The organism is Flavobacterium oncorhynchi, from assembly GCF_002217355.1.
Taxonomy (GTDB): Bacteria; Bacteroidota; Bacteroidia; order Flavobacteriales; family Flavobacteriaceae; genus Flavobacterium; species Flavobacterium oncorhynchi.
Genome location: NZ_MUHA01000007.1, coordinates 1 through 15,089 on the forward strand (window position 1 = coordinate 1; position 15,089 = coordinate 15,089).

Annotated in this window: 13 protein-coding genes; 4 read left to right on the forward strand and 9 right to left on the reverse strand. The window is 33.4% G+C overall.

Annotation, left to right across the window (positions count from 1 at the left end; all coding sequences use genetic code 11):
- Window positions 1-35 precede the first annotated feature (35 nt).
- A complete protein-coding gene (locus B0A75_RS05425) occupies window positions 36-635 on the reverse strand; it encodes a lipoprotein signal peptidase (RefSeq protein WP_089053283.1) in 600 nt (199 codons plus the stop codon).
- Between the two features lie 120 nt (window positions 636-755).
- Window positions 756-956: a hypothetical protein gene (locus B0A75_RS05430; RefSeq protein ID WP_089053284.1), complete on the reverse strand. Its 201-nt coding sequence runs from the start codon at window positions 954-956 to the stop codon at window positions 756-758.
- Window positions 957-1,134: 178 nt separating this feature from the next.
- On the opposite strand from B0A75_RS05430, the gene B0A75_RS05435 reads away from it, so the two are divergent.
- Together B0A75_RS05435 and B0A75_RS05440 are read left to right on the forward strand one after the other, a co-directional pair.
- Entirely contained in the window at window positions 1,135-1,491 is a 357-nt protein-coding gene (locus tag B0A75_RS05435) for a roadblock/LC7 domain-containing protein (RefSeq protein WP_089053285.1), read from the forward strand.
- A gap of 31 nt (window positions 1,492-1,522) precedes the next feature.
- Complete coding sequence (locus B0A75_RS05440; protein ID WP_089053286.1) at window positions 1,523-1,903, forward strand: hypothetical protein; 381 nt, start codon at window positions 1,523-1,525, stop codon at window positions 1,901-1,903.
- A 238-nt stretch (window positions 1,904-2,141) separates the two neighbouring features.
- Here the strand turns inward: B0A75_RS05440 and B0A75_RS05445 are convergent, their stop codons facing one another.
- From B0A75_RS05445 to gdhA, 5 genes are all read right to left on the reverse strand, one after another.
- The gene (locus B0A75_RS05445; RefSeq protein WP_089053287.1) at window positions 2,142-2,522 is read right to left on the reverse strand and encodes a TraR/DksA family transcriptional regulator; all 381 of its coding nucleotides are present in this window, start codon (window positions 2,520-2,522) and stop codon (window positions 2,142-2,144) included.
- 10 nt (window positions 2,523-2,532) lie between these two features.
- Window positions 2,533-5,934, reverse strand: a complete 3,402-nt coding sequence (ileS, locus tag B0A75_RS05450) for an isoleucine--tRNA ligase (protein ID WP_089053288.1) — start codon at window positions 5,932-5,934, stop codon at window positions 2,533-2,535.
- 130 nt (window positions 5,935-6,064) lie between these two features.
- Complete coding sequence (gene recO, locus B0A75_RS05455; protein ID WP_089053289.1) at window positions 6,065-6,778, reverse strand: DNA repair protein RecO; 714 nt, start codon at window positions 6,776-6,778, stop codon at window positions 6,065-6,067.
- 127 nt (window positions 6,779-6,905) lie between these two features.
- The gene (gene porZ, locus B0A75_RS05460; RefSeq protein ID WP_089053290.1) at window positions 6,906-9,188 is read right to left on the reverse strand and encodes a type IX secretion system anionic LPS delivery protein PorZ; all 2,283 of its coding nucleotides are present in this window, start codon (window positions 9,186-9,188) and stop codon (window positions 6,906-6,908) included.
- A gap of 126 nt (window positions 9,189-9,314) precedes the next feature.
- Window positions 9,315-10,658, reverse strand: coding sequence for an NADP-specific glutamate dehydrogenase (gdhA, locus tag B0A75_RS05465; RefSeq protein ID WP_089053291.1), 1,344 nt, complete (start codon window positions 10,656-10,658; stop codon window positions 9,315-9,317).
- A gap of 325 nt (window positions 10,659-10,983) precedes the next feature.
- Between gdhA and B0A75_RS05470 the strand changes: the two genes are divergently transcribed.
- Window positions 10,984-11,775, forward strand: coding sequence for a THC0290_0291 family protein (locus tag B0A75_RS05470; protein WP_089053292.1), 792 nt, complete (start codon window positions 10,984-10,986; stop codon window positions 11,773-11,775).
- Between the two features lie 78 nt (window positions 11,776-11,853).
- On the opposite strand, the gene B0A75_RS05475 is transcribed toward B0A75_RS05470, so the two are convergent.
- Entirely contained in the window at window positions 11,854-12,996 is a 1,143-nt protein-coding gene (locus B0A75_RS05475; RefSeq protein WP_089053293.1) for a cystathionine gamma-synthase, read from the reverse strand.
- 104 nt (window positions 12,997-13,100) lie between these two features.
- Between B0A75_RS05475 and B0A75_RS05480 the strand changes: the two genes are divergently transcribed.
- Window positions 13,101-13,844 carry a DUF3298 and DUF4163 domain-containing protein gene (locus B0A75_RS05480; RefSeq protein ID WP_089053294.1) on the forward strand — a complete coding sequence of 248 codons (744 nt, stop codon included), beginning with the start codon at window positions 13,101-13,103 and terminating at the stop codon, window positions 13,842-13,844.
- Between the two features lie 96 nt (window positions 13,845-13,940).
- On the opposite strand, the gene B0A75_RS05485 is transcribed toward B0A75_RS05480, so the two are convergent.
- On the reverse strand, window positions 13,941-15,086 hold the full coding sequence (locus B0A75_RS05485; RefSeq protein ID WP_089053295.1) for an ATP-binding protein: 1,146 nt from the start codon (window positions 15,084-15,086) through the stop codon (window positions 13,941-13,943).
- Window positions 15,087-15,089: the final 3 nt, after the last annotated feature.

The following is a 15,089-nucleotide window of genomic DNA, read 5'->3' on the forward strand; positions in this document are numbered from 1 at the left end:
ATATTGGAATTTGGAATTTTACTATTTTGAAATATTTATGCGTGTTTTGGAAATGCTCTTTTATTAAAAACTAATAATATTCCAACTCCTGTAGAGATAGCCATATCGGCAACATTAAAAATAGCATTAAAAAACATAAAATGTTTTCCGCCAAAAACAGGTATCCAAGAAGGCAGATTACCTTCCCAAATTGGAAAATAAAACATATCAACCACCAAACCATGAAACCATGTTCCGTATGGCTCAGGCGAAAAAATTGTTGCCAAACTATGCGTACTGTCGTCAAAAATTACTCCATAAAAAACAGAATCTATAATATTACCCGCTGCTCCAGCAAATATTAATGCGATAGAAACAATCAAATAAGTAGAATGACGTTTTTTTATAGCATCCGAAAGCCACCATCCAATTCCGAATACGGCAAAAATTCTAAAAACTGTAAGGATTAGTTTTCCGTATTCTCCTGGTATTTTTGTCCCCCATGCCATTCCTTCATTTTCTATAAAATGAATTCTAAACCAATCAAAAATTACAACTTCTTCACCTAAAACAAAGTTTGTTTTTACATAGATTTTTGAAAGCTGATCGACAATTAAAACTAAAAATATAAGGAAATACGCTTTTCGTAATGACATTTTAAGGAATTTTGATGGGCAAAAATAGTAATTAAATCAAAAAAAACGTCCCTAAAGGAACGTTAATTCTTTGCCATAAATCTAAACCTCATCAGTTTTCATTAAACGCAACCCGAAAATCTACTTTTTTGCTGTTGCAGGACTATCAGCAAAAAAATTAGAAATAGATTTAAGCAGCCCTTTTCCTTCTGCTCCTGCGGTACTTTTTTTTGTCGCAGCTTTGTTCAAATCAGATTTAAATTTTGTTCTTAACTTCTCAAATTCCTTCATTCTGCTTTCAACATCAGAATTTACATCTTTGAATTTCAATACTTTAGCCATACTGTAAGTTTTATAAGTAAAAAAAATAAAATAATAACGATTTGATATTACAATGATACATATTTTAATTTATATTTGTTAATAAAATTAACAATTGTTTAGTTATTACAATAAAAAAATTGCCGAACCGATGTGAAATACCACCTATTTTTAACAACATCCTTAATCCTACAAAAATATGAACGAAATCACTTCTGCACTAAATGACTTTTTAACCACTACCAAAGCAACTGCGGCTTTAATTTTAAACGGAAAAGGAAAACTGATCACCTCTCTGAATTTAGATTATGGAGACAGTGTTGCTGCTATGAGTGCAGCAATTTTATCAATGAGCGAAAAGTTTCTCCTTGATCTAGAAAAAGGACTACTTAAACAACTTTATCTAAAAACCTCTGAAGGTGTAGTTATTGGAAACAAAATAAGCGGTACGAATTTCGTCATTGTGTTTTCAAAAGAAGGAAGCAACCTTGCCTTATTAATGCGTTCAACTGACGAACTATCATCAGAACTTAGCAAAAATTCCCTATTGAAATAACATAAATCTATTAACCACAAACCCAAAAACTATGAGCAACGATTTTTTAAACGTGTTTTTAAATGAAATGAAAACTAATGTAAATGGCTTTATTGCTGTATCTGTAACTGAAATTGAGTCAGGATTAAGCTTTGGTAATTTAACTATTGATCCCGCTTTTGATCCAGAATTAGCAGCAGCTTACAACCTTGAAGTCGTAAAGGCTAAACTAAATGCTGTGAAAGCTTTAAACTTAAATCAAGACATTGAGGATATTTTAATTACGCTTTCAAATCAAATTCACGTTATCGACATTTCTCCTAACAAAAAATTCATGATTTATTTAGCTGCTGATGCACAAAAAGCAAATCTTGGAATGACAAGAGCAGTTTTAAGAAAACACAAAGCAGACTTAGAAAAAAATCTTGCTTAATTTTCATTATTCTTAAAATTAGAACTGTCTGAAATTGGGCAGTTCTAATTTAAACATACTTATTTTGCCTCTGCAATTACGATTCCTACAAAAAGTAAATCAAAAAAACAGCAGCTATCTTTTACTTTGAAAATAAATTCTTTCAAATAGATCTAAACAACAGTATTACTATTTCTCAAAAACATTAAACAAAAAAAAACGCCCCTAAAAGGAGCGTTATTTTTTGGATAGATATTTATTATCTCTGCAAATTTTTAGCTTCGATACTCATTGTTGCATGAGGAACGATTTTAAGCCTTTCTTTGCTGATTAATTTACCTGTTACTTTGCAAATACCATATGTTTTATTTTCAACACGGAATAGCGCGTTCTTTAAATCGCGAATAAACTTTTCTTGTCTGATAGCCAACTGAGAGTTTGCCTCTTTAGACATTGTTTCGCTTCCTTCTTCAAAAGCTTTAAAAGTTGGAGAAGTATCGTCAGTTCCGTTATTCAAATCATTCATATAAGCACTCTTGATCAAATCAAGATCTTCTTGTGCTTTTTTTATTTTGCTTTGTATTATTTCTTTGAACTCCGCCAAATCAGCGTCAGAGTATCTTGTAATTTCATCTATCATAGTATTTATCTTATTTTGAAATTAATATCACTGTTTTAATATCATCAAACTCAATTTCTGTGCCGTTTTCTAAAGCGTCTACAAAAACCAAATCATCTGTTAATGTCTCAGACTTAATATAGTCTTCATTTTTCAAAATAGCTTCTTCTAAAAGTCCATTTCGTTTAATTTGAACTTTGATCTTATCAGTAACTTCAAATCCTGAATCTTTACGGATATTCTGAATTCTGTTTACTAATTCTCTCGCAATCCCTTCATTTTTCAATTCTTCAGATATTGTAATGTCAAGCGCAACTGTAATTCCATTTGAATTTGCAACCAGCCATCCTTCGATATCTTGCGATGTTATTTCGACGTCTTCTAATGATAAAGTTACATTATTTCCAGAAATAACAATATCCAGCGTTCCCTGCTTATCTAACTGATTAATCTGTTCTGCTGAAAAAGCTTGTATCTCTTTAGAAATCAGACCCATATCTTTTCCAAAACGAGGTCCCAATGCTTTAAAATTAGGTTTAATTTGTTTTACCAAAATACCTGAATCATCATCTAAAAGCACGATTTCTTTCACGTTTACTTCGGCTTTTACAAGCTCAGAAATAGCCTCAATTTCAGCTCTCTGATTCTCGTCAAGTACTGGTATCATTACCTTTTGCAGCGGTTGACGCACCTTGATCATTTCCTTTTTACGAAGAGATAAAACCAAAGATGAGATCGTTTGCGCCTTCTGCATTTTGCTCTCTAACGTTTTATTAACAAAGTTTTCGACAAATTTTGGGAATTCAGCCAAGTGAACACTAGCAAAATCCTCGGTTCCCGTCGAAGCGGTCAAATCTCTGTACAATTTATCCATGAAAAAAGGAGCGACCGGAGCGCTTAATTTGCTTATCGTTAATAAACAAGTATAAAGCGTTTGGTAAGCTGCAATTTTATCTTTAGCATATTCTCCTTTCCAGAAACGACGACGGCATAAACGAACATACCAGTTACTTAAGTTTTCCTGAACGAATTCAGAGATAGCTCTTGTAGCTTTTGTCGGCTCATAATCCTCATAACATTCATCAACAAACTTTACTAAAGTATTCAGTTCAGATATGATCCACTGATCGATTTCTGGTCTTTCGTTTAACGGAATTTCCGCTTCAGCGTATTTAAATCCATCGATATTAGCATATAATGAGAAGAATGAATACGTGTTATATAAAGTTCCGAAGAATTTACGACGAACCTCAGCAATTCCTTCGATGTCAAATTTCAAGTTATCCCAAGGATTTGCGTTTGAAATCATGTACCAACGTGTAGCATCAGGACCATATTCTGCAATGGTTTCAAAAGGATCTGTTGCATTCCCTAAACGTTTCGACATTTTTTGTCCGTTTTTATCTAAAACAAGACCATTCGAAACTACATTTTTATAGGCAACTTTATCAAAAACCAAGGTTCCGATAGCATGCAAAGTATAAAACCATCCACGCGTTTGATCAACACCTTCAGCAATGAAATTCGCTGGAAAATCTTTATTATCATCAATTTTATCTTTGTTTTCAAAAGGATAATGCCATTGTGCATAAGGCATTGCTCCAGAATCGAACCAAACATCAATCAAATCGCTTTCGCGTTTCATTGGCTGTCCTGAAGCTGAAACTAAAGTAATCTGATCAACTACATTTTTATGCAAGTCAATTAAATCATAATTAGATTCAGACATATTTCCGATTTCAAAACCTTTGAATGGATTTTCTTTTTGAAAACCTGCTTCGATAGATTTCTCGATCGCATTGTACAATTCTTCTACAGAACCAATAAGAACTTCTTCTTTTTTGTCTTCAGTTCTCCAAATTGGCAACGGAATTCCCCAATATCTAGAACGAGATAAGTTCCAGTCGTTAGCATTTTTAAGCCAATTTCCAAAACGTCCTTCACCAGTAGACTTAGGTTTCCAATTGATAGTTTCGTTCAGGTCGAACATTCTATCTTTTACATCGGTTACTTTAATGAACCAAGAGTCTAGAGGATAATATAATAACGGTTCATCAGTTCTCCAGCTGTGTGGATAACTGTGTACGTATTTTTCAACCTTAAAGGCTTTATTTTCTTCTTTTAATCGAATAGCAATTTCAACATCAACAGAACGCTCTGGCGCCTGACCTGCATCATAATATTCGTTTTTCACGTATTTACCAGCAAGTTCACCTACATGCGAAGTGAATTTTCCTTGCAAATCTACTAAAGGAACAGCAGTTCCGTTTTCGTCTAAAACCAACATTGGCGGAACTTCTGGTTTTGCTTCTTTTGCTACTTTAGCATCATCTGCACCAAAAGTTGGGGCTGTATGTACAACTCCTGTTCCGTCTTCGGTAGTAACGAAATCTCCGGCAATTACTCTAAATGCATTTTCAGGATTCTGATATGGCAATACGTAAGGCAATAATTGCTCGTAACGGATTTCTACTAAATCAGCCCCTTTTGCTTCAGTTAAGATTTTATAAGGAAGTTTTTTATCGCCGTTTTTAACGTTATCAAAATCAGCATCGTCTTCACTTAAGAAAAATCCTTTTCCGAATTGTTTTCCAACTAAGTTTTTAGCCAAAACAACATTGATTGGCTCAAAAGTATATTGATTGAAAGTTTTTACTAAAACATAATCGATTTTTGGTCCAACTGTCAAAGCTGTATTTGATGGCAATGTCCAAGGCGTTGTCGTCCAAGCCAAAATGTGAATATCTCCAAAACCTTGTAAAAAGCTCGGAAGCGTTTCTGGCAAAGTCTTGAATTGCGCTACAATTGTAGTATCTGTAACATCTCTATAAGCTCCAGGCTGATTTACTTCGTGAGAAGACAATCCAGTTCCTGCTTTTGGAGAATATGGCTGAATCGTGTATCCCTTGTACAACAAACCTTTATCGTAGATTTGCTTCAAAAGCCACCAAACAGATTCCATGTATTTTGGTTTATAAGTTACATATGGATCTTCCATATCTACCCAATAACCCATTTTCTCGGTCAAATCATTCCATACGTCGGTATAACGCATAACGGTTTTTTTACACGCTTCGTTATATTCTTCGATAGAAATTGTTTTACCAATATCTTCTTTTGTAATTCCTAGTTCTTTCTCCGTACCTAATTCTACAGGCAAACCGTGAGTATCCCATCCAGCTTTTCTTTTTACCTGAAAACCTTTTTGAGTTTTATATCTGCAAAAAATATCTTTAATCGCACGTGCCATTACGTGGTGAATTCCTGGTAATCCATTTGCTGAAGGCGGACCTTCAAAAAATACGTAAGGTTCTGCACCTTCGCGAGTAGTTACACTCTTTTCAAATATATTTTCTTTCTTCCAAAAATCAAGAACTTCAGACGCTACAGTTGGCAAGTCAAGTCCTTTGTATTCAGTAAATTTTGTGCTCATTTTATCCTTTTCTTAAACGAGGTGCGAAAGTAAGGAATTTTGAGGGAAATAGAGAAAAGATGACGGAAAAAAGACTAATAACAGGTAATTTCACGTGGATTCCGCAAAAAAAAACAGCCTTTTGGCTGATTTAAGAGAAAACTTCCTTTAAAATCTCTAAAGATTTCGGCTTTTTGAATCCATCTAAATGAAAACTATAGTAATCAATAATAATTTTTAGCAGAATTTGTCTTTCTAAAACATGAAAAACTTTTTGATCGTTATCAAATTTTAAATCGAGTAATTTTTTCAGCAAATTGGTTTCGTGCTCGGAAAGTGTATTTCCACCTGAAAAAAGTGTAAAAACTCCATCATTCATCTCAAAATGTGGCAGATCTATTTCTAAAACATCTGGATAAAAGCCTAGATATTTTGTAATTTCTAAAAGTAAAATTAAATGAAAATTCGAGATTTCATCATGATGATCCAGCCAAGTCAATGCAGTTTCTAAAAACACAAAAAGTGATTCGTTTTTTTCTTCTTCCTGAATAGAATAATGAAGCACTTCTGAAAGAAACATTACCATTGTACTTTTTACAAGATCTGTATGAATGCTTTGAAAAGGAACTGCGGTTTTTATCTCTTTAAAATTTTCTAAAGTGCCTTTGTTTTTATGCACAGCTTCAATTTCTAAAATAGACAATGGCTGAAAATAAGCAATTTTCTGACTCGCTTTTCTACTGGAAAACGCATCACGCACAAAATAAGACTTCAAGCCGCTTGAAAGCGTAAAACATTTTACGATCAGGCTTTTTTCTTGAAATTTTAAAGAGGAAATTACTATGGCTTTTGTTTTAACGAGCACTTTTATATTTTTAGATTATGAGACTTCTTAGACTTTAGACGTCTTAGATTGTTAGAATTTTGACTATAAACTTTTGCCTATATCTTCTTAGTTATTTAGCAATTATCTAATTATCTCAATTTTCACATTATCTAATTATCATCACTTTTTTAACTTTTGTTTCTCCTCCGTCTTGCGCTGAGATAAAAACCATATACACACCAGAGGCTACTTTATATTTACCAAAAGCGGTTGTATCCCATTCTATTGTACCGCCTTCTGAAGTAGTTTCGAAAACAAGATTTCCTTCAATATCAGTAATTTTAACATTGGCTTTATCTAACAATCCAGCCACTTTTACGGTTCCTGAATAGGTTGGGCGAACTGGATTTGGATACACATAAACATTGCTCAAATCATCATTGGCTCCAGTTGCAACTCCTTTAAACGAAATCATTCCTTTGTTGGTTGCTATAAAAACTTCACCAGTTACGCTATTAATCTTAATATCATTCACCATATTACTTGGCATTGGCGAGTTATTTATAGTAAAATGATATTTTGTTTCCTGCCCGTTAGGCGAAACCATAAAAACTCCAGAATCAGCCGTTCCAATCCATTTATTATTTGATCCGTCTACCGCTATAGAAGTAATAAACTGTTCGTACATTAATTCTTGAGCCAAATTATCTTCCATGATAATGATCGGATTTGCTTTTAACTGGCTGTCAGATTGAAAACTTCCCACGTTTGACAAAACTCTTAATCCTTTTGTAGTTCCTATCCAAAGTTGATTTTTAGTATCTATTATCACAGATCTCACATCTGCAGCTGGTAAATTTCCTGCATCAACTCCAAATGTCATTTTCTTGAATGTATTTGTAGTTTCGTTAAAAGCAATCACACCTTCGTTACTTGTCGAAATCCATTTGGTATTATTTCTATCAATAACAATATTAGCATAACTGGTTGTTTCTGCATTATTCAAAATTGAGCTGGTTGCGTAACTCTGCCATTGTCCGTTTGCTTTCAAAACTTTCAGTCCGTTTTTAATCCTGCTGTTTGTTATCCAGAGGTTTCCAGTTTTATCAAATGCGGTTCCATTTATACGAACATCTTTATAATTTGGTCCTTCATAAGTTATGCTTTCTAAACCGCTGTTTTTTTCGTTATACAAAAAGCTAGGAACATCATTCTCTACTCGAAGCAAACCTGAGAAAAAAGAACTTACATAAACTTGTTTTTCATTTTTAGGATTTACAATAATTCTTGTTATTGATTTTGCATCAAGCACGTCAGAATATGGAATATTCGACCAGCTGGAAGATGCGTATTTACTAATTCCATAACTATCCAAATCATACGGATTGTAATAAGTATCATAATCTCCGTAAACTGCCCAAAGCACATTTGGCGTAACATCTAATGAAAAAATATTATTTCTAAAAGGTCCTGCCGGCGTACTATTTACAAAAACTCCAGTACTGCTGAGCGAAGAAGTCATCAATCCTTTGTCTTTTGTTCCAATATATAATAAATCTCCAACTACTGTGGCGCAGGTAAAAACTAAGCTGTTATCTAGAACCTGGGTATTTGAAATCTGACGACTTAAAATCATCTGATTATTATAAACATATACTGTATTAGGGATTGTAATAAACAAATTGTGGTTTACTGCCCGCATATCAGAAGAAGACTGGGGAAGTTGTAAAAACCCAATAAAATTAATTGAATTATAACGATGAACATAACCCGAAGCGTTAATTGCTATCAGCTCTGAATCTAAAGCCTCAACACTTGACCAATCCCCAGCATTTACAACAGTCCATTGACTAAAATCGTTTAGGTTAACACTTGCTGCATCTGCTTTTCTCATTCCTGACGAGGTGGCCGCAAAAATAAAACCGTTAAAAAAAGCGGTTTGCTTTACGCTTATTTCAGCACCATTATCTCCTATAAAATAAGTATCACCAAACTGCAATGTCGCCAAATTGAACTGTACAATTCCAAAATCGCACGCAACATAGAGCAATCCGTTATGCTCCATTATATGATTGATCTTTTTTAAATTTGAAGGAAGCTGTTTATTTATAATATCGACTTTCTTGGTTATACTTCCGTCAGCATCATTAATAATAATCATCAAACCATTTTCGTAACCAAGGATTGTTTTTTTGAAAGCTTCACTATGATAAACGGCAGAAATTGTCTGCCCAGAAAGACCATCGACGGTTGTTTTTGTCTTCAATACATTTGATGCGGCGTTTTTAAAAAACAATGCATTTTCTGATGCAGCAAAAACTGTATTTGGAGACTCTGAAATATCTTTAATTTCATTTAAAGAAAAATAACCCTGCCATGACAATTGACTTTGAGCAAAACCAAATTGAAACAAAGTCAAAAACAAAATGTACAGCGCCTTTCTTGTCATTATTACTATATTCAGATAGACAAATATACTATAAACAAGTACATTTAATTTTTGTTGCTGCACAAAAAAAATGCTCTCGATTCATCCTGAAAGACAAATGAGAGCATTTTTCAATTGTAATTAATCTTACACTACACCTTGAGCAAGCATAGCATCGGCAACTTTAACAAATCCGGCAATGTTAGCTCCTTTTACGTAGTTTACATAACCATCTTCTTCTGCACCGTATTTTTTACATTGGTTGTGAATTCCAACCATGATATCTTTTAATCTCAAATCTACTTCTTCACTTGTCCAGTTCAAACGAATTGAGTTTTGTGTCATTTCTAATCCAGACGCTGCAACTCCACCAGCATTAGCTGCTTTTCCTGGAGCAAAAAGCACTTTATTGTCTAAGAACAATTTAATAGCATCTAAAGTCGAAGGCATGTTTGCCGCTTCAGTTACACATAAAACGCCATTATCAATAAGTTTCTGAGCATCATCTCCATTTAATTCATTTTGAGTAGCACAAGGAATAGCAATATCCACTTTTACTTCCCAAGGGCTTTTTCCTTTATGGAAAACAGCATTTGGATATTTCTCTAAATATCTTTCGGCTCTGTTATCTCCACTTGCTCTCATTTCGACCATATGATCGATTTTTTCGCCAGAGATTCCTTCTTCATCATAAATATAACCATCAGGACCAGAAATAGTAACCAGTTTACCTCCTAATTCGTTTATTTTTAAGGCAACTCCCCAAGCTACATTTCCAAATCCAGAAATAGCAACTCTTTTACCTTTAATATCGTGTCCAATAGTACGAAGCATTTGATCTGTAAAGTAAACAACTCCGTAACCTGTAGCTTCTGGTCTAATCAAAGAACCACCGTAAGCAATTCCTTTTCCAGTTAAAACTCCAGTAAACTCATTTCTAATTCTTTTGTATTGACCAAAAAGGTAACCAATTTCTCTTGCTCCAACACCAATATCACCAGCAGGAACATCTAAGTCTGGACCAATATGACGGCATAATTCCGTCATAAATGATTGACAGAAACGCATGATTTCTCCATCAGATTTTCCTTCAGGATCAAAATCAGAACCTCCTTTTCCACCACCCATTGGCAGTGTTGTCAAACTATTTTTAAAAACCTGTTCGAAGGCCAAGAATTTCAAAACAGATAAGTTTACTGTGTGATGAAATCTAATTCCTCCTTTGTAAGGTCCAATTGCAGAATTCATTTGAATTCTAAAACCTCTATTTACAATTATTTCTCCTTTGTCGTCAACCCACGGAACTCTAAAGATTATAGATCTTTCCGGCTCAGCAATTCTAAGAAGTAAATTTTTTCCATCATACTTCTTACGTTCTGCGATAAATGGGATTACGGTTTCTGCAAATTCTCTAACCGCTTGAAGAAATTCTGGCTCATTTGGATTTTTTGACTCAACTTGAGCCATAAATTCATTTATTTTTTGTTCCATTTTTTTAAATAAATTATTCAAATAATAGTTTAACTTTTAACCCTTTAAAATAAGAAAATACGTTTTAAGAAAACGTTTTCGTTACAACTGACAAAGATACATCAAAATGATCATGCATTGTTATTTTTTTTCGTTTTTGAAGAAGAATTGTGTTATTTCTAAACAAACAATCAAATACAATTTTTCCCTTTCGAATTTACATCCAATTGCAGTACTTAAAGTTAGAAAATTAAGTGTTTTGTTACCAATTTTCTAATAGAAGATCATAATATTTTGAATAGATCACGTTTTTTATATATTTACCCAATATTTCAAAGCCTTAAAAATGTGTAAACGCCTATATTTCATTATTTTCGCCTTGTTTGGAATTTCAACAATAAATGCGCAGTCATCTCTTGCACATGAAATAGGAATTATGTTTGGTCCCGTAACTTTTCAATCAGATTATGGTGAAAGAAATAACTTTGACACAAATGTTGCCAACACAGGTTTTGGCGTAGGAATCATTCACTTTCTCAACTTTTCTTCAAATAATAACAAAGAGCATTTTTTTTCAGAACACTTCAAAATACGCACTGAGTTTTCATTCACCAAAACCAATCTTCATCATTTTGGTAAATGGGTTAGTAAAAATCCTCCAACATTAGGAGTCCAAAGACTTAAAGCCATGAGCGGAAGCACAAGCACGATAAATCTAGGGCCGCAATTAGAGTTTTCTCCTTTTATGAAAATACACGATTACGAAAATAGTCCGGGAAGTTTAAGTCCATATATAAGTTTGGGCTTTCTCGTAAGTTATTATTCAACTAAAACAAAATCTAGTTTAGGTGAATTAGGAACTATAGAAACAACGCCATTAAAATACCTAACTCCTTCTGATGGTCATGAACATGGCTATTCAACCGAAAGTAATTTAGTTTTATCAGCAACTGCGGGCGCAGGTGTTCACTATAAATTAACCAATATGAGTGACTTAATGTTTGAAGCGCGTTTTCAAGTCTTTAATTCTGACTGGGTTGATGGTTTAAATCCAAACAAAGACATTTACAAAGAAAACAAATCAAACGATTCGCAAATCTGGTTTAATCTGGGATACATTTATTATTTAGATTTCTAAAAAAATAGGCAAAAAAAATCCCAAATTCCAAAATAGTTAAGATTGGAATTTGGGATTTTTTATTTGAAAATTTAACCTTTATGCTAAAGCTTGTTCTAGATCTGCAATTAAATCTTCGGCATCTTCAATACCTACACTTAATCGAACTAAATCATCAGTAATACCAACTTCGGCTCTTTTATCAGCTGGAATAGAAGCGTGTGTCATTAAAGCTGGATGATTCGCCAAAGACTCTACTCCTCCCAAAGATTCGGCCAGAGTAAAAACTTTTAATTTCTCTAGAAATGCAATAGAATCTTCTTTTTTACCTGATTTAAAAGTAAAAGAAACCATTCCGCCAAAAGCCTTCATTTGTTTCTTAGCAATTTCGTGAAACGGATGGCTTTTTAATCCCGGATAATAAACAGTATCAATTTTTGGATGATTGCTTAAAAACTCCACCACTTTTTCTCCGTTTTCACAATGTCTCTGCACTCTTAACGAAAGTGTTTTGATTCCTCTTAAAACCAAAAAACTATCCATTGGTCCAAGTGTAGCACCAGTTGCAAATTGTTGAAAATGCAGTTGATCTCCCAAAGCCTCATCTTTTACAATTAAAGCACCGGCTATAACATCAGAATGTCCGCCTAAATATTTTGTAGCGGAGTGCATCACAATATCTGCTCCTAAATCAAGAGGTTTTTGCAAATAAGGTGTTGCAAAAGTATTATCAACGGCAAACAAAATTTTATTCTCTTTTGTGATTTTGGCTACTTCCTCAATATCTGCCAATTTCATCAACGGATTTGTAGGCGTTTCTACCCAAACCAGTTTCGTGTTTTCATTAATTAATGACTTCAATTTTTCAATATCTGTCATATCTACAAAATGAAATTTAATTCCAGAATCTTTATAAATACGAGAAAACATTCTGTATGTTCCTCCATATAAATCATCCATTGCTATAATTTCATCGCCAGCTTTAAACGATCTTAAAATACAATCTGTCGCTGCTAAACCAGATGAAAAAGCTAAACCGCGAGTACCGTTTTCAATACTTGCTAATGCATTTTCTAAAGCGCTTCGAGTTGGGTTTGACGCTCGGCTATATTCGTAATCAGCCAAAGGTTTCCCTGGGCTTGTTTGAATAAAAGTTGAAGTTTGATACACCGGAGGCATAACAGCTCCCGTACTTGGATCATGATGCTGACCACCGTGTATTACCTTAGTATTGAATTTCATATCGTTATAAATTTTAGATCTTTATTTACAGCACAAATTTACCGTTTAATTTATTTTATCGTGACACAACTTCTTACCTTTGTATTTAATTAACACTTATTGATATGAAACATTGTTCTTTTTTAATCTTTTTGTGTTTGATTTTTATAAGCTGCAATAAAGGACTTTCATTTGAAAATGAAACGTTTGAAGAAAAATCAACTATTCCGTGCAAAAATGACTGCCCAAAAATCAGCATCGATATTCCGATAGCAAAAAATAGTTCGCTTGCAGCTGATAGTATCAACAAAAAAGTTTTTGCGGTGGTAAAAGAAATCATTTATTTTGGAGAAGACTCTATAAAAGTGAATGACTATAAATCATTGTCAAAATCTTTTATTACATCCTATGAAGAAATGCATCAAAAATTCCCAAATGACACTTTTGGCTGGGAAGGAAAAATAACTGGAAATGTAGAATTTGAATCAGATCAAATTTTAAATATTAAGATTGATCATTATACTTTTACTGGAGGAGCACATGGTTACCAAGGATTTCGATCTTTACTTTTTAATTTAAAAACAGGCAAAACCATTTTTAACAATCAGCTTTTTAAAAATGAAGCAGCTTTTCTGGCTTTCGCCGAAAAGGAATTCAGAACTCAATATAAAATTCCGCAAAAATCAAATATAAACGCAACAGGATTAATGTTTGAAAATGATAAATTTCATTTGCCTCAGAACATTTTCTATACAGACAAAGGCTTGCTTCTTTACTATAATTCCTACGAAGCTGCATCTTACGCCGATGGTCCAAAAAAGATTTTGTTTCCTTATGATAAAGTCAGTAAATATTTAAATTTTCAATGATTTACACAGATACACCTTATTAAGTTAGACGCACTGCAGTGCGTCTCTACAGAAAAAAACTTAGAGCCTCAGTACCTAAGAACCTCAGCACCTTACCTACTGAACATCATATTTCATTTTGCGCAAAACACGTAAAGCTTCTTTAAAAGACAAATACACTTGCCCAAAAGGTTTCAACAATAACTTAGCATCTATCAGCTTTTGCTTAGCTTCTTCGAAACCATTCAAATAACAAATCATAAAAGTCGAAGGAAGGTTCTCCAAATCTTTTAATTCCCGTTCCGATAAAGCAATCCCCTTTTGCAATTTTTGAAGTAATGCCATATTCGAATTGTAAATATGGTAAAGCATTTTTCGATTGAATTCTGGCGGCTGAAAAAGTATTTCGCGATCAATTTTATAGTAGCCATTATCAAAAAAATGTATCGTTTGTTTTTCTAAAGGATAATAACTTGTTTTATCGTTTAACCCAAGCGGCACATATTCTGTTATCGTAAAACTATCATCGTCGTAAACAATCGTAACAACATCTTGTGCCGAATAAAACAGTTTAATTTGCTCGTTGATTAATTCAATATCAACTCGAGACAAGAATGTTTTATCGCGAGATTTTTTAGGAACTCCAGCCCAGCAAATCACAAATAATTCTTTAAAAACGTAATATTTGGGCGACATATCTTTGTGCCTGAAATTCATAAAATCAATTACGCCGTCCAGTGTATATTGAATACTGTTTCGGGAACTATTTTCGATACCAATTACCGTTTCTGTATTTTGATAATTTTTTTCAACTTCTTCACTAATTTCTAAAGGAATCGAATTACTACCTCGTCTCACAAAAATACTGTTAGCAAGAATGGTGTGAATTCCTTTTTTGAAATAGGAAATTTTGCTTTTAGGTTTAATCGTAACTAATCCAACTACTTTATCTTTTGGCAGATTTGGAAACGGTACATTTTCATATTGAATTTTAGGAGGGTTTTCAAGGAAAGCATTTACAAGATTTTGAATACGGCTGTCATCAAAAAAATCGTCTCCTACAATCTCATTATCATGATCTTCAACACCAACAACGATATAAGAATTATTGGTTGGATTTGAGTTTGATAATGCACAAATGTGCTTCAAAAACTTGCCCTTTCCTTCTCTGGAATGCAAATTCAACTGCCTTTTTTTATCATAAAAACTGCTCTCGTCATTGTGAGCAAGTAGGTTTTTTATTAAAAGGCGTTTATTGATCATTCT